Origin of the sequence: Blautia sp. AM28-27 (genome assembly GCF_003480905.1) — a bacterium.
Taxonomy (GTDB): domain Bacteria; phylum Bacillota; class Clostridia; order Lachnospirales; family Lachnospiraceae; genus Fusicatenibacter; species Fusicatenibacter saccharivorans.
The window spans coordinates 38707-55222 of record NZ_QUJK01000012.1 but is presented as its reverse complement, the minus strand read 5'-3'; the positions used below and the strand labels follow the sequence as shown (position 1 = coordinate 55222).

The following is a 16516-nucleotide window of genomic DNA, read 5'->3' as shown; positions in this document are numbered from 1 at the left end:
TGTGTCAGACAGCAGATAAAATTTTGAAGTTTTTTCTGCGCCCGGTTTGCGGTTGCGCGAAGAGAGGATTGCGCTTATAATATGATCTATATGACAAAAAATGACACAGGATCTGATGGAGAGCGATGAAGAAAAAGAAAAGTAAGAAAAAAACATCTTTTATTTCCAAAACCGCAATGACGGTTTTGACGATCATTCTGATTATTCTGTTTTTCTGCATTATGTCGATGGTCGAGAAAATACAGGGAACGGCCCGCGTTGTCAACTATGCCGGTCTGGTGCGCGGAAAAACGCAGCGGATTATCAAGCTGGAGGATGCGGGAGAACCGCAGGATACGATGATTGCAGACATCAACGCTTATATCGACGGTCTGCGGAACGGAAGCAGCGAGCTGGATCTGGTGCGCCTGGATGACCGGGATTTTCAGGATAAGATGACTGAGCTGGCATCGTATTTTGAAGAGCTGAAGGCAGAGATTCTGCTGGTGCGTGAAAAAGGATATGAGAATACCGCGATTATCGAAAAGAGTGAGACCTTTTTCAAAATCTGTGACGAGGCGACGGGCCTTGCGGAAGCGTATTCGCAGAGAATGGCGTCTTCGCTGAAGAAGCTGGAGCAGGTGGTAGTAGGAGATATCATCGGTCTGGTGTTTGTCATCGGCATGGAGCTGATCAAGGCCGTCCGCTATGCGGCGGTGAACCGTATTCTGCAGAAGAAAGTCTATCTCGATGAGGCGACGGGCCTGCCAAATAAAAATAAATGCGAAGAGATTCTGGAGGGAAGCGACGGAGGAGAAGAAAATTCCGGCGTGTATGCGGTCTGCGTGTTTGACCTCAACAATCTGCGCACGATCAACAACAGTCTGGGTCACGACAAGGGAGACGAATATATCCGTTCCTTTGCCGTTCAGCTTCGAAAAGCAGTCCCGGAGGAGTATTTCGTCGGAAGAAACGGCGGAGATGAGTTTCTTGCCATTCTGCGCGGACTGAACCGCGAAGAAGTGGAAGCGTGCATGAATCACATCCGCACGCAGACGGCAGAATATTCCCGCCAGCACCCGGAGATGCCGATCAGCTACGCCGGAGGCTATGCACTGTCCACGGAATTTGAAGACTGTGATATCCGGGAACTGTTCCGCCATGCGGACCAGAACATGTATATCGACAAAAACCGCGCGAAGATGGAAGAAGCCGCCGCAGAGCGGAAGATCAGCCTGGAAGCGCTGGACGTCGTAAAGAAAAAGGGATACCATTTTTCCAACTGTATTTACTGCAATGCAAGACAGGACCAGTACCGGATTCTGCGTGCCGTTTCGGGCTTTTTCCTTGCCGAGGACGGCAGCTATACCGGTGCGGCCGAGCATATTGTGCAGGGCATCACGGATGAGGAAAAGAGAAAGGAAACGCGTAGAATGCTGGATCTTACCCATCTGAAGGAGTGCTATCAGAAGGGAGAAGAGAGCGTAGAAATTCTGTGCGAGTATCGGGAGGGCAGCGAAGGGGAAGCGCTCTGCCGGGGAAAAGTCACCATTCTGTTCTACGACGCGGCCGAGGATGGCGGACTGCACCATTTTCTGATGGGCTTTGAGCGGTTCCGCTCCAATGGGGAAGCTGCTCGGAATGAAAAAGAACAGCTCGACCAATACTATGAACAGATGAAACAGTCGATCATTGAAAACAGCCACTACGCCGAGGCACTTCTCGAGACGGCCGAGGCCGTGTTCGCCGTTGATCTGACGAATGATTCGCTGGAGCAGATTTTTTACCACAGCGGGCAGAAGAAATTTGACCTCAATATAGATCTGCCGTGTTCCTACGAGAAATACTGCGGGGAATGCAGTGCGTTTGTCGCGGAGGAGACATTGGAATCATACCGCATTGTGGATTCCTCGAAGAAACTGCTGCAGCGCTTTGAAAACGGAGATAAGCAGGTAGTCGTGGAGTATCAGGAAACAGATGAGTCCGGCAGAAGAATATGGCTGCAGAAGACGGTTCTTATGTCACAGGATACCGTCTACGACCGAAAGACAAAGCGGGAGAGCGTTGTGGTACACGGCATGATCCTTTTCCGTGATACGTCAGAGTTCCACAGCCGGGAAGAGAGGGAGAAGATACAGCTTCAGGATGCCTTTAGAGCTGCAGACAGTGCAAGTCGTGCAAAAACAGAATTTATGAACCGCATGAGCCACGATGTGCGCACGCCGATCAATGGCATTATGGGCATGCTGGATATCATCCGCAAAAACCGGCAGGATGAGGCAAAAGTGGACGACTGCCTCGATAAAATCAATCTTTCCGCAAGCCATCTGCTGGCACTCGTCAACGATGTGCTCGATATGAATAAGCTGGAGTCCGGAAAAGAGACGATCGAGAGCGCTTCTTTTGATCTGACGCATCTGATGGATGATGTGGCATCCCTTGTCAATGCGCAGATTACGGAGATGGGCATTACCCACCGTATGCACCGCGGTGAGCTGACGCACACGAGACTGATCGGCAGTCCGCTGCGCCTGCGGCAGATTATGCTGAATCTCTTCAGCAATGCAATCAAGTACAACAAGCCGGGCGGAACGATCGATACGTATGCGGGCGAAGTCTCCTGCGACGGAACCCGGGTCGTCTACGAGTTCCGCATCATGGACAGCGGCATCGGAATGAGCAGCAAATTTATCGAAAAAGAGCTGTTCCATCCGTTCACACAGGAGAAGTCCGGTGCGAGAACGCAGTACAAGGGAACGGGCCTTGGCATGTCGATCGTCAAAGAACTGATCGAAAAAATGCAGGGCACGATCGAGGTAACGAGCCAGCAGGGCGTCGGAACGACGTATGTATTCCGGCTTCCGTTTTACATTGACTGCGAGGGACAGCGGATTCAGGAAGTAAAGACACGGATCGCAGGAAAAGAGCTTGTCCGTTTCCACGTTCTGCTTGTCGAGGATAATGAGATCAACATGGAAATCGCCGAGTTTTACCTGACCGATCACGGTGCGACGGTGGAAGAGGCATGGAACGGCCGCGAGGCGGTCGAAAAGTATGCGGCGAATCCGCAGAAATTTGATGTGATTTTAATGGATCTGATGATGCCTGTGATGGGCGGTCTTGAGGCAGCGCGGCAGATCCGCACCATGGAGCTTCCGGAAGCAAAACAAGTCCCGATCATCCCGATGACGGCGCAGTCTTCCGAAGAGAGCAAAGAGGGATGCCGCGCGGCGGGCATGAACAGCCATCTGACCAAGCCGATCGAGCCGGACAGCCTGGTGCAGACGATCTTGGAGACAACGGAACATGCCTTTGGAAAATAGAGGAGAAAACGATGAGTTTTACGCATTTACATGTACATACCGAATACAGCCTTCTGGACGGATCGAACAAGATCAAAGAGTACGTTGCCAGAGTCAAGGAGCTTGGCATGAACAGCGCCGCGATCACCGATCACGGCGTCATGTTCGGCTGTATCGATTTTTATAAAGAAGCCCGCGCGCAGGGCATCAAGCCGATCCTCGGCTGTGAGGTTTACGTGGCGCCGGGTTCCCGTTTCGACCGCGAAACCAGCCGCGGAGAGGACCGGTACTACCATCTGGTTCTGCTGGCGGAAAATAATACGGGCTATTCCAATCTGATGAAGATTGTTTCGGCGGGCTTTATCGATGGATTTTACTATAAGCCGCGTGTCGACATGGAGATTCTGGAAAAGTATCACGAGGGCATTATCGCGCTTTCCGCCTGCCTTGCAGGTGAGGTGGCGCGTGCGATGGTGCGGAACCAGTACGAGATGGGAAAAGAGGCCGCACTGCGGTATGAGAAGATTTTCGGAAAAGGCAATTTCTTCCTGGAACTGCAGGATCACGGCATCTCGGAGCAGCGGATGGTCAATCAGCAGCTGATGCGCCTCTCGGCAGAAACCGGCATCGAGCTGGTGGCGACGAATGATATTCACTACACGTACGCAGAAGATGCGGATTCCCACGATATTCTTCTGTGCCTGCAGACCGGAAAGAAGATCACGGATGAGGACCGCATGCGCTACGAGGGCGGACAGTATTTCGTGAAATCCGAGGCGGAGATGGCATCGCTCTTCCCGTATGCACCGCAGGCAATCGAAAATACACAGAAAATTGCAGACCGGTGTAATGTGGAGATCGAATTTGGTGTCACAAAACTTCCGAAATTCGATGTGCCGGAGGGATACACTTCCTGGGAATACTTAAATAAGCTCTGCTACGACGGCCTCGAGGAACGGTATCACCCGGCGACAGATGAACTGAAGGCGCGGCTGAAATATGAGCTTGATACGATCAAAACGATGGGTTACGTCGATTACTTCCTGATCGTGTGGGATTTCATCAAATTTGCGCGCGACCACGACATCATGGTCGGACCGGGACGAGGATCGGCGGCCGGAAGTATTGTTTCCTACACCCTTGGCATCACACAGCTGGACCCGATGCGGTACCAGCTCCTGTTCGAGCGTTTCCTGAACCCGGAACGAGTTACCATGCCTGATATCGATGTGGATTTCTGCTTCGAACGCCGCCCGGAGGTCATCGACTATGTAACGAGAAAATACGGCAAGGACCGCGTTGTACAGATCGTCACATTCGGTACACTGGCGGCGCGCGGTGTCATCCGCGATGTCGGCCGTGTGCTGGATATGCCGTATGCACAGGTCGATTCGATTGCGAAGATGATTCCGAATGAACTGAATATCACGATCGACAAGGCACTGCAGATGAACCATGAGCTGCGGGAGCTGTATCAGGGCAATGAAGAGGTTGCACATCTGATCGACATGTCACGGAGACTTGAAGGTCTGCCGCGCCACACGTCGATGCACGCCGCCGGTGTTGTCATCGGCTCGCGTCCGCTGGTGGAATTTGTGCCGCTCTCGCGAGGAAGCGACGGAACGATCGTCACGCAGTTCACGATGACGACGCTCGAGGAACTGGGACTTCTGAAAATGGACTTCTTAGGACTTCGGACCCTGACCGTCATTCAGAATGCGACAAAGCTCGCAGAGCGTTACAGCAATAAGAAAATTGATCTGCTTCACATCAATTACAACGATCCGAAAGTGCTCGGTATGATCGGCGCATCGAAAACGGTCGGTGTGTTCCAGCTCGAGAGTGCGGGAATGAAAAACTTCATGAAGGAGTTAAAACCGCAGAGCCTCGAGGATATCATCGCCGGAATTTCCCTGTACCGTCCGGGCCCGATGGATTTTATTCCGCAGTACATCAAAGGAAAAAACAACCCGGAATCCGTTACGTACGATACACCGCTCTTAAAACCGATTCTGGAGCCGACGTACGGCTGTATCGTCTACCAGGAACAGGTTATGCAGATCGTACAGGCACTGGCGGGCTATTCGCTTGGACGGGCCGATCTGGTGCGCCGTGCGATGTCGAAGAAAAAGGCATCTGTCATGGAAAAAGAGCGCCAGAATTTCGTTTATGGAAACGAGGCCGAGGGCGTGCCGGGCTGTATCAAAAACGGCATTGATGAGAAGACAGCGAACAAGATCTACGACGAGATGATCGACTTCGCGAAATACGCCTTCAACAAATCCCATGCGGCGGCGTACGCGTTCGTATCGTACCAGACGGCATGGCTGAAATACTATTACCCGGTTGAGTTCATGGCGGCTCTGATGACCTCCTGCATCGATAACCCGGGAAAAGTCGCAGAGTATATCTTGAGTTCCCGCCAGATGGGCATTTCCATTCTGCCGCCGGACATCAACCGAAGCGAAGGAAAATTCACGGTGGACGGCCAGGCGATCCGCTATGGCATGGCGGCGGTCAAAGGCATCGGAAAGCCGGTCATGGAGGCGATCGTGGAGGAGCGGAGTGCAAACGGACCGTTCCGCTCGTTAAAGGATTTCGCGGAGCGTCTGAGCGGAAAAGAAGTCAACAAGCGGACCGTCGAGAACTTTATCAAGGCGGGCGCATTCGACTGCTTCGGCGTGACGAGAAAGCAGCTCATGTTCGTCTACGCCAATGTGCTCGATGATGTGGCGCGCGAGAAAAAAGATTCGTTAAGCGGCCAGATGAGTCTGTTTGACTTCGTAGATGAGACGACCAAACGGTCGTATGAAACGGTGTACCCGGATGTCGGAGAATACGAAAAGAGTGATCTTTTGGCGCTCGAAAAAGAGGTGCTCGGCATCTACGTCAGCGGTCATCCGCTAGAGGAGCAGGAGGAGTGCTGGCGGAAGAACATTTCCGCGGTAACGACAGACTTCCAGCCGGATGAGGAGACGGGTTTCCCATCCGTCACCGACGGCGCGAAAGAGATTGTCGGCGGCATTATCACGGATAAAAAAATCAAATATACAAAGAATAACAAGACAATGGCATTTCTCACACTCGAGGACCTCGTCGGCAGTATGGAAATCGTCGTATTCCCGCGCGATTACGAGAAAAACGCAGCGATGATGCAGACCGATGCGCGTGTCTTCATCCAGGGCCGTGTTTCCGCGGAGGATGATAAGCCGAGCAAGCTGATCTGCGAGAAAATTTTCCCGTTTGCAGGCATCCCGAAAGAGCTCTGGATCCAGTTCCCGGACAAGGAAACGTACGAGAGAGAAGTGGCGGATCTGTACCAGATGCTGCATGAATCCGACGGCAAGGACAGCGTGATTCTCTACATCAAATCGATCAAAGCGATGAAAAAACTGCCGCCGAGCCGCAATGTGCAGGCAGATGCCCGTCTGGTGGCGTCACTTCAGGCAAAATTCGGTACCGGAAACGTGAAAGTTGTAGAAAAGAGTATTGAAAAAAGGGCCTGAATGCTTTAAAATAAAACTGTGTGTGATTAATAAATAAAACTACTCGTTTATTAATGTGTGTGATGAGATGGAGGAATTCATATGGCAACGACTAACAAGGTAAAGACAATCGGAGTGCTTACCAGCGGTGGTGATGCACCAGGTATGAACGCAGCGATCCGTGCAGCCGTAAGAAGAGGTCTGCAGAAGGGCGTTCAGATGAAAGGTATCCTGAAAGGCTACGACGGACTGATGAACGAAGAAATCATCGACATGACAGCCCGCGATGTATCCGACACCATCGAGCGCGGAGGTACCATCCTTTATACCGCCCGCTGCGCAGAGATGCGTACACTGGAAGGCCAGAAACGTGCTGCAGATGTCTGCAGAAAACACGGCATCGACGGACTGGTAGTTATCGGCGGAGACGGATCTTTTGCAGGAGCGCAGAAACTGGCAGCTCTTGGAATTAACACCGTAGGTGTACCGGGAACCATCGACCTGGATATCGCCTGCACAGAATATACCATCGGTTTTGATACCGCGGTAAACACTGCAATGGAAGCCATTGATAAAGTAAGAGATACTTCCACTTCCCATGAGAGATGCTCGATCATCGAGGTTATGGGACGTAATGCCGGATATATCGCTCTGTGGTGCGGTATCGCAAACGGCGCAGAGGATATTCTTCTTCCGGAGAAATACGATTACGATGAGCAGAAGATCATCAACAACATCATCGAGAACCGTAGAAAAGGCAAAAAACATCATATCATCGTAAATGCTGAGGGCATCGGCCATTCCACCAGCATGGCGCGCAGAATCGAAGCTGCAACCGGCATCGAGACCCGTGCAACGATCCTTGGACATATGCAGCGTGGAGGAAGCCCGACATGTAAAGACCGTGTATATGCGTCCATCATGGGTGCTTACGCAGTTGACCTTCTTCTGGAAGGCAAAACAGACCGCGTTGTTGCATACAAGAACGGTGAGTATGTAGATTACGATATCGATGAGGCACTGTCCATGACAAAGACTCTGCCGGAATATCAGTGGGAGATCGCAAGAGCTCTTTCTTATAACTATACGAAATAAAAAAATATCACGAAACAGACTGTTTTTAGCAAGCAGTCTGTTTCATTGGTATAATAGCGGGAATAAAAATGTTTCCGCGGACGGAATAGAGAGACAAAATAAAAAAACAGGAGGAACTTAACAATGGTTACCTGGAACAATCTTGATAAACTGGCTTCTTTTGAGGAGTTGAAAAAAGTGGAGCGTGTCAATCTTGCCGAGGTGATGTCCGGCGAAAACGGAGCAGAGCGCGTAAAATCTTACAGCGTTCCGATGGCAGAAGGACTTGCGTATAACTACGCAGCAAAACAGGTGAATGAGGATGTCCTTGCCGCACTCGTAAAACTGGCAGAAGAGGCACAGCTTTCTGAAAAATTTGAGGAGCTTTACAACGGTGCTGTCATCAACACCGGAGAGAACCGTCTCGTGCTTCATCAGCTGACCCGCGGCCAGCTCGGAAACACCGTTACGGCAGACGGCGTAGACAAACGTGCTTTCTACGTAGAGCAGCAGAACCGCATCGCAGAGTTTGCGAACAAAGTACATGCAGGTGAGATCACCAACGCAGCAGGTGAAAAATTCACCACCGTTGTGCAGATCGGTATCGGCGGAAGCGACCTTGGCCCGCGTGCGATGTATCTGGCTCTGGAAAACTGGGCAAAGAAAAACGGCTGCTTCAAAATGGAAGCAAAATTCATCAGCAACGTTGACCCGGATGACGCAGCAGCTGTTCTGAATTCGATCGACGTAGCACATTCCATCTTCGTTCTGGTATCCAAATCCGGAACCACACTGGAGACTCTGACCAATGAGTCCTTCGTAAAAGACGCTCTGAAAAATGCAGGCCTGGATGCATCCAAGCATATGATCGCCGTTACCAGTGAGACTTCTCCGCTGGCAAAGAGCGACGACTATCTGGCAGCATTCTTCATGGATGACTACATCGGAGGCCGTTATTCTTCCACATCCGCAGTCGGCGGCGCTGTTCTGTCCCTGGCTTTCGGACCGGAAGTATTCGCAGCATTCCTCGAGGGCGCTGCAGCAGAAGATAAACTTTCTGCAAACAAAGACGTATTACAGAACCCGGAGATGCTCGATGCGCTGATCGGTGTTTACGAGAGAAACGTTCTTGGCTATCCGAGCACTGCAGTTCTTCCGTACTCCCAGGCACTGAACCGTTTCCCGGCTCACTTACAGCAGGTAGATATGGAGTCCAACGGTAAATCGGTCAACCGCTTCGGCGAGCCGGTCAATTACCCGACCGGTCCGGTTCTCTTCGGCGAGCCAGGTACCAACGGACAGCATTCCTTCTATCAGCTGCTGCATCAGGGAACTGATATCGTTCCGCTGCAGTTTGTAGGCTTCCGCAATAACCAGATGGAGACCGATGTCGACATCCAGGGCAGCACCAGCCAGCAGAAACTCTGCGCAAACGTAGCAGCTCAGATCGTTGCATTTGCCTGCGGTAAAGCAGATGAGAATAAAAACAAAAACTTCGAAGGCGGCCGTCCGTCCAGCATCATCATCGGAGATCAGGTAAATCCGAAGACGCTGGGAGCACTGCTTGCACACTTCGAGAATAAGATCATGTTCCAGGGATTCCTGTGGAACGTAAACAGCTTCGACCAGGAAGGCGTCCAGCTTGGTAAAGTCCTTGCAAAACGCGTTCTGGCTCATGAGACAGACGGAGCACTGAAGGTATTCAGTGATCTGCTCAATATCTAAAAGCGTTATTTTCTGATCAGAAAAGGCGTCCTGTGAAAAAAATCTCCCGGAAAAACTCCGGGAGATTTCAGACTATAGACAAAGCCCTGCTTTTGCAGGGTTTTTTCATTTTCAGATTATCCCAGCTTCGCCGGGAGAGACGAGGAAACCGTGGTCTGGTGCTTTTGACGGAATTGCCGCGGGGTGATCTGGTACCGCTTTTTAAAGGTGCGGATCAGATGACTGCAGTCCGCAAAGCCGGTCTCGGCTGCAATATAGTTCAGGTCATAGTCGGTAAAAAGAAGCAGGTTTTCAACCTTGTTCAGGCGGATAAACTCGATATACTGCTTACAGCTCTGCCCGTAATGCTTCAGAAAAAGTTTGGCAAAATAGGAGTAGCTCATGTTGTATTTATGTGCCAGTGCCTCGATATTGATGTTTTCCTGGGAATGGCGGTCGAGATAGACGAGGATATCCTGCATACTCTGTTCCTCACTCTCGGAAATCGATTCGGGATTGAAACAGATTCCCTGGCAGTGCCAGATACGCAGAAGCCGGAGAAACAGTGTGGAAAAGAGAGAATAGATATAGGCATCATAACCGTATTTCTTTTCAAGAGCCTCCCTCTCAAGGGTTACAAAAAAATCATGGAGATTCAGCTCTGAGAGATCTTCCTGCGTAAACAAAAGCGAAGGATAGGTCATCGTGGCGATTTTATGGAAAGCAAAGCTCAGGTTCGGAAGGTAGCTTCCGGTGAGCTGGATGCGGTTCAGGTTGAATTTGATACAGAAATAGCGGAATGGCCGATCCTGGTCTGCGGCAAGTGCGTGGACCGTCTGTGGAGGAAACAGGATGAAAGAGCCCGGTTTTATGTGGTAGACGGAATCGTTGCAGCTCACGAGAAGAGAACCTTCCTGCAGATAAAGAACCTCCGTAAAATAGTGCCAGTGGGATTTGACCGGCATGGAAAAACTGTCGGAGCAGCAGGAAAAGGCTTCAATCGGCGAGTGCAGGATGTCACTGTATTCAAAAAGATTCTTCAACGGAAAAGTCCCCCTTCAGGTAAAAAATATTCAGTATTTTTCTGGGAATATCAGTTTCGGAAAAATAGAAACATTCTATTTTTGTACAGTCGCATTATATCATATCCAAATGAAAATTGATACAATGGCGAAAGCATTTGAAAGAAAATTAATGCTGAATTTGGTAACTCAATTTCCTAAGATAAGGGGGGATATGAAAACATGAAAAGCAACACGAAACAATTCCCGAAAAACAAAATTGCGTGGCTGTGGGAAAACATGGAGGGAAAACGGGCGCTGTACTTTGTCGGTATTCTCGGAACCGTTTTGTACAATATTCTGCAGCTTACGATTCCCTATTTTTCGGGAAAAATTGTGGATCTGTTTTTAACTGGGGAGAACGCGGCGACAAATCTTCAGGTACACCGTGACCTGCTTTACCGCTTGCTGTTTGCGATGGTCGGCTTTACGTTCCTGCGTGTTATCGTTGTTTATGGCAGCTGTATGATCTATGAGACGGTGTCGCAGAGTGTTCTGTACCGGGTGCGGAATTATCTGTACGACAAGCTTCAGCGTCAGGATATGACGTTTTACAGTACCTATCGGACAGGAGATCTGATGACACGGCAGACAGGAGACCTGGATGCGGTGCGTCACATGGTTGCATGGGTTGTACGAATGGTGGTTGAGTCATTTTCTCTGTTTGCTGCAGCGGCCGTTTTCTTCCTGTATACGAACTGGAAGCTGGCACTGTGCGTTCTTGTGATTTCACCGTTTGTATTCTGGATTATCTATCTGTTCCGGAACCGCGTTGCCCCGATGCATGCGGCGCTGCGTGAAAAACTGGCACAGATGAATACATGCGCACAGGAGAATATTTCCGGAAACCGCGTTGTCAAAGCGTTTGCAAGAGAAGATTACGAAATCGAGAAATTCGACCGTGCCAATACCGACTATGCGGAGACGAATAAGGCAACCGGAATGGTATGGCTGAAATTTTTCCCGATTGTCGAGAGTATTGCGAACCTGATGCCGGTTGTCCTGCTCGCAGTCGGCGGTGTTTTTATGATCAGAGGACAGCTTACTATGGGAGACTATGTGGCATTTTCAGGCCTCATCTGGGCAATCGCCAATCCGATGCGTCAGATGGGAAATATCATGAACGAATTTCAGCGGTTCTCAGCAGCGTCGAAAAAGGTCATGGAGCTGTATTACTCCGAACCGAAAATCAGGGACGAAGAAAATGCCGTTTCCCATCCGGAGCGGTTTGAAGGCAAAATCGAGTTTGATAACGTTTCCTTCCAATACGAGGATGGTGATTTGCCGGTTCTGCACAATATTTCCTTCACGGCCCATCCGAACGAGACGGTTGCGATCATGGGCGAGACCGGCTGCGGCAAGACATCGCTGATCAATCTGATCCCGCGGTTTTATGAGCCGACAGAAGGACAGATCCGGATTGACGGAATTCCTGTAGAACAGCTGAAGCTGTATGATCTCCGAAAACAGATCGGACTTGCCACGCAGGATGTTCTGCTGTATTCTGACACGATCGAGGGAAACATTGCCTACGGCGATGATTCGATCAAGATGAACGAGGTTGTCAAGTTTGCAAGGTATTCCGCTGCGGCAGATTTCATTTCAAAGATGCCGGAGGGCTACGATACCCTGGTCGGAGAGCGCGGTGTTGGTCTTTCCGGAGGCCAGAAGCAGAGAATTTCTCTGGCAAGAGCACTGGCGATCCGTCCATCGGTTCTGATTCTTGACGATACAACATCGGCGGTTGATATGGAAACAGAGAAACAGATTCAGCAGTCCTTACGGGAGCTTGATTTTCCATGTACCAAGATTGTGATTGCACAGCGAATTTCGACAACGAAAACAGCGGACAAGATTATTGTTCTGCAAAATGGCTATATTGAAGAAATGGGAACACATGAGGAACTGATGGAGAAGAAGGGTTACTATTATGAACTGGTGAAGCTGCAGACCGGTGTGGATGAACTGTAGGAGGGGAAGCAATGGCAAAAAATACATACAAGCAGGATGAAGTGCTCGAAGAGCCGTTTGACATCAAGCATCTGCTCAGAGCTTCATCCTATATCAAAAAATATGCAAAACGGATGGTTTTTGCGATCCTTTTGAGTGGCATCGGCGGTGCGTCCGGCTATGTGGCGCCGATGGTTATCCAGCGGGCGCTGGACCTTGCAATTCCGGAGAAAAACGAGAGGCTTTTATTTTCTCTTGTGGGAATGCTGGTCGGCATCTATCTGGTGAGCGTGATCTTCACAACAATCCGAAGCCGCATTATGGTGGATGTCAGTCAGAGTATCATCTATGATATCCGAAAAGATTTGTTTGCACATCTGCAGGAGCTGCCGTTCCAGTATTACGATGACCGCCCGCACGGCAAGATCCTGATTCGGGTTGTCAACTACGTCAACTCGGTATCGGATATGCTGTCAAATGGTCTGATCAACATCGTTCTGGAGAGCTTCAACCTTCTGTTTATCGTGATTTTCATGTTTCTGGTTGATGTGCAGATGGCATTTGTCGTGCTCTGCGGCGTGCCGGTGCTGTGCGTTTTCATGGTCTGGATCAAGAATAAACAGAGACGTGCATGGCAGGCAGTTTCGAACAAGAACTCAAACCTGAATGCCTATCTGCAGGAGAATATTGTCGGAGCCCGCATTACGCAGATCTTTGCACGAGAGGATGAGAATGCGGAGATTTTCAAAGATCTTTCCAAGGATTGCCGCAGAACATGGAATACAGCAGTTCGCTATTCCAACCTGGTATGGCCGGGTATCGATTCAATTTCCGTCTGCGTGCGTGCTGCCATTTTTCTGTCCGGTCTGATCCTTTTCGGGCAGGGAAATAAGTCGGTTGGTACGATTGTAGCGATTTCGAGCTATGCATCGTATTTCTGGCAGCCGATCATGAACCTTGGAAACATCTTCAATAACTTTATCAACAACATTGCGTATCTGGAACGTATCTTTGAGACGATGGATGAGCCGGTGACGGTAAAGGATGCAAAAGATGCCGTTGAAATGCCAAAAATCCGCGGTGAGGTGACCTTCGATCACGTAAATTTCTCGTACGATGCGTCAAAACAGATCTTAAACGATGTTTCGTTTACGGTAAAACCGGGTGAGAGTGTGGCGCTTGTCGGACCGACCGGAGCCGGAAAGAGTACGATTGTCAATCTGATTTCACGGTTTTACAATGTCAATGGCGGTCGCGTCCTGATCGATGGACAGGATATCTCGCAGGTGACCATTCATTCCCTGCGTGAGCAGATGGGTATTATGATGCAGGACAGCTTTATTTTCTCGGGAGATATTGAGGATAATATCCGTTACGGAAAGCTTGACGCAACGCATGAGGAGATTGTGAAGGCGAGCAGAACTGTCTGTGCGGACGAGTTTATCAGCAAAATGCCGGATCGCTATCAGACGGAGGTAAGGGAGCGTGGTTCCATGCTGAGCCAGGGACAAAAGCAGCTCATTTCGTTTGCGCGTACCCTGCTTTCCGATCCGGCCATTCTGATTCTCGATGAGGCGACCTCAAGCATTGACGTACAGACCGAAAAAGCACTGCAGACGGGACTCAATGCCATGCTGAAGGGCAGAACCTCATTTATCATTGCGCATCGTCTGTCTACGATCCGCAACTGCGATAAGATTATGTATATCGATAACGGCGGTATTATGGAGAGCGGAACACATGATGAGCTGATGGCAAAGAAAGGCCATTATTATAAACTGTATACAGCACAGCTTGATGAAGTACAGAAAGCGGGCTGATCAAAAAAAGATCATAAAAAAGATTATAAAAAAGGCTTCTGCCAGCGGATAAAAATCCGTGGCAGAAGCCTTTTGCCGTTTCTTGTTCGTGTCGCTTTTTGCGCGTGTCGCCGAAGCGACCCGCCGCAGGCGGAAAATTCGGCAAAGCAGGAGTTCTTCTTATTTTCCGGAGAAGTATTTCTCTTTGATGATCTCAACCGGCATATCCTCGCCAGTCCACAGTTTGAAGGAAGCAGCTCCCTGGTATAACAGCATGTACATACCGTTTCCGGTCTTGCATCCAGCCTCTTTTGCCTCACGCAGCAGGCGGGTTTCCTGCGGATTGTAGATCACATCGAAAACGAAGAGGTCTTTGTGGAACATCGTTGTGTCGGTGATGATGGTGTTCTCGGTTTTTGGAGCCATTCCGACGGAAGTTCCATTGACAAGAATGGCGCTGTCTGCGATGGATGCGCGAAGGACTTCCGGATCGGAGAAGTCGTGCAGGGTAACCCTGCAGGAAGTACGCTCATTGAGTTTTGCAACGATTTCCTCGGCTCTTCCGAAGAAATTGTCTCTGACGTTGAATACATTGATCTCAGCCACGCCGTCGAGGGCTGCCTGTACCAGGATTGCAGTAGCAGCGCCGCCGGCACCGAGCAGAGTCATCTTTTTGCCGATGATGTCTACGCCGTTTTCTGCAACTGCTCTCATGAAGCCGACACCGTCGGTGGTGTAAGCGGTGAGAACGCCGTTGTCGTTGACGATGGTATTACATGCGCCGGAGATCTCCGAAGCAGGAGAAACCTTGTCTGCCAATTTGCACATAATATTTTTGCCAGGCATGGTGATGTTCCAGCCTCTTGCACCCATGGTGCGGAGTCCTTCGACTGCCTGCGGCATTTTGTCTTCCGGTACATCAAAGGCAAGGTAGCTATAATCAAGGCCGAGCTGGTCGCATGCTTCGTTGTGCATTTCCGGAGAAACACTGTGTGCAACCGGGCTTCCGAGTAAACATAATAATCCGGTGTGTCCTGTGATGTGTTTTGACATAATTTGAAATCCTCTCTCTCCTCGTATTTCCGCATGATGATAAATCGTGCTGTAGCACTTTAAACTGCTACTATATGAAGTGAATTATACTCCAGATGCCGAAAGAAAGCAAGAAAAAAAGAGGAAATAACGCAAAGTTCATTTCCTCTTTTCGTGTTGGTTTTTGATTAAGGTTTAAGATGGAAAAGATTCGCCCGGAAATCAGATTCCAAGTTTCTCTTTCATGTAGTCAACCGGAGTATCTTTTCCGGTGTACAGCTTGATTGCGATGAGTGCCTGGAACAGCATCATGCCCATGCCGTTGAATACTTTCTCACATCCTGCTTCTTTTGCCTGTTTCATCATAACGGTTTCGCGCGGAGCGTAAACGGTATCCGTTACGATGAGATCTTTTTTAAAGAAGGAAGGATCAGGAATGTTGGAAAGGTCTTCGAGTGGATGCATTCCTACGCCGGTAGCATCGCAGAACAGGTCAGCTGCGTGCATTTTTTCTTTCAGGAGGTCTTTGTCTGCCAGGTCGTTCATGGTAGCCTTGCAGTTGGTGTTCTTATTGATCAGATCAACAATTTCCTCTCCACGGCTGTAGAATTTGTCTTTGATGTTGAAGATTTCAATTTCTGCAACGCCATCCAGAGCACCGCGCACTGCAATTGCAGTAGCAGCACCGCCGGTTCCGATCAGGACCATCTTCATTCCCTTGAAATCGATGCCTTCTTCGGTCAGTGCCTGCCAGTATCCCATACCATCGGTGTTGTAGCCTTTCAGTTTGCCGGTTACCTGACCGTTTTCGTCGCGGAGGTTGACTACGGTGTTGATAGCGCCGCATAACTTAGCTGCTTCATCTACCTCGTCCAGATATTTGTGGACAACAGTTTTGTTTGGCATGGAAATATTGGAACCGAGCATTTTCAGCGCGCGGATACTCTGCACAGCATCTTTTAAAGAATCGTTATCAACTTCGAAAGCAAGCTGAATGACGTCATCTCCGTTTTTGTCGTATGCAAGGTTGTGGGTTGTCGGAGACTGGGTGTGACGGATCGGGTAAGCCATTAATCCAACTAATTCGGTATGTCCTGTAATATTTGGCATGATATTTTCCTCTTTTCTGT

At 49.8% G+C, this 16516-nt stretch carries 9 protein-coding genes; 6 read left to right on the top strand and 3 right to left on the bottom strand.

Annotated features, from left to right (window positions below; genetic code table 11):
- Nucleotides 1-125: 125 nt before the first annotated feature.
- The 4 genes from DW743_RS13610 to DW743_RS13595 all read left to right on the top strand — a co-directional run bounded on the left by DW743_RS13610 (nt 126) and on the right by DW743_RS13595 (nt 9565).
- Nucleotides 126-3302, top strand: a complete 3177-nt coding sequence (locus DW743_RS13610) for an ATP-binding protein (protein WP_117761881.1) — start codon at nt 126-128, stop codon at nt 3300-3302.
- An 11-nt stretch (nt 3303-3313) separates the two neighbouring features.
- Nucleotides 3314-6787 carry a DNA polymerase III subunit alpha gene (locus tag DW743_RS13605; RefSeq protein WP_117761880.1) on the top strand — a complete coding sequence of 1158 codons (3474 nt, stop codon included), beginning with the start codon at nt 3314-3316 and terminating at the stop codon, nt 6785-6787.
- An 81-nt stretch (nt 6788-6868) separates the two neighbouring features.
- Entirely contained in the window at nt 6869-7861 is a 993-nt protein-coding gene (pfkA, locus tag DW743_RS13600) for a 6-phosphofructokinase (protein ID WP_055226266.1), read from the top strand.
- A gap of 123 nt (nt 7862-7984) precedes the next feature.
- Nucleotides 7985-9565 (top strand): glucose-6-phosphate isomerase, encoded by a 1581-nt coding sequence (locus tag DW743_RS13595; RefSeq protein ID WP_022462042.1) that lies wholly within the window; start codon nt 7985-7987, stop codon nt 9563-9565.
- Between the two features lie 116 nt (nt 9566-9681).
- Here the strand turns inward: DW743_RS13595 and DW743_RS13590 are convergent, their stop codons facing one another.
- The gene (locus DW743_RS13590; RefSeq protein ID WP_055267788.1) at nt 9682-10587 is read right to left on the bottom strand and encodes an AraC family transcriptional regulator; all 906 of its coding nucleotides are present in this window, start codon (nt 10585-10587) and stop codon (nt 9682-9684) included.
- 201 nt (nt 10588-10788) lie between these two features.
- On the opposite strand from DW743_RS13590, the gene DW743_RS13580 reads away from it, so the two are divergent.
- Both DW743_RS13580 and DW743_RS13575 read left to right on the top strand, forming a co-directional pair.
- Nucleotides 10789-12576 (top strand): ABC transporter ATP-binding protein, encoded by a 1788-nt coding sequence (locus tag DW743_RS13580; RefSeq protein ID WP_055267790.1) that lies wholly within the window; start codon nt 10789-10791, stop codon nt 12574-12576.
- Between the two features lie 11 nt (nt 12577-12587).
- Nucleotides 12588-14375 carry an ABC transporter ATP-binding protein gene (locus DW743_RS13575; protein WP_117761878.1) on the top strand — a complete coding sequence of 596 codons (1788 nt, stop codon included), beginning with the start codon at nt 12588-12590 and terminating at the stop codon, nt 14373-14375.
- Between the two features lie 159 nt (nt 14376-14534).
- Here DW743_RS13575 and aroE read toward each other — a convergent pair whose 3' ends face one another.
- Nucleotides 14535-15407 (bottom strand): shikimate dehydrogenase, encoded by an 873-nt coding sequence (gene aroE / locus DW743_RS13570; RefSeq protein ID WP_117510061.1) that lies wholly within the window; start codon nt 15405-15407, stop codon nt 14535-14537.
- A 201-nt stretch (nt 15408-15608) separates the two neighbouring features.
- The gene (locus tag DW743_RS13565) at nt 15609-16499 is read right to left on the bottom strand and encodes a quinate/shikimate dehydrogenase (protein WP_334291836.1); all 891 of its coding nucleotides are present in this window, start codon (nt 16497-16499) and stop codon (nt 15609-15611) included.
- Nucleotides 16500-16516 lie beyond the last annotated feature (17 nt).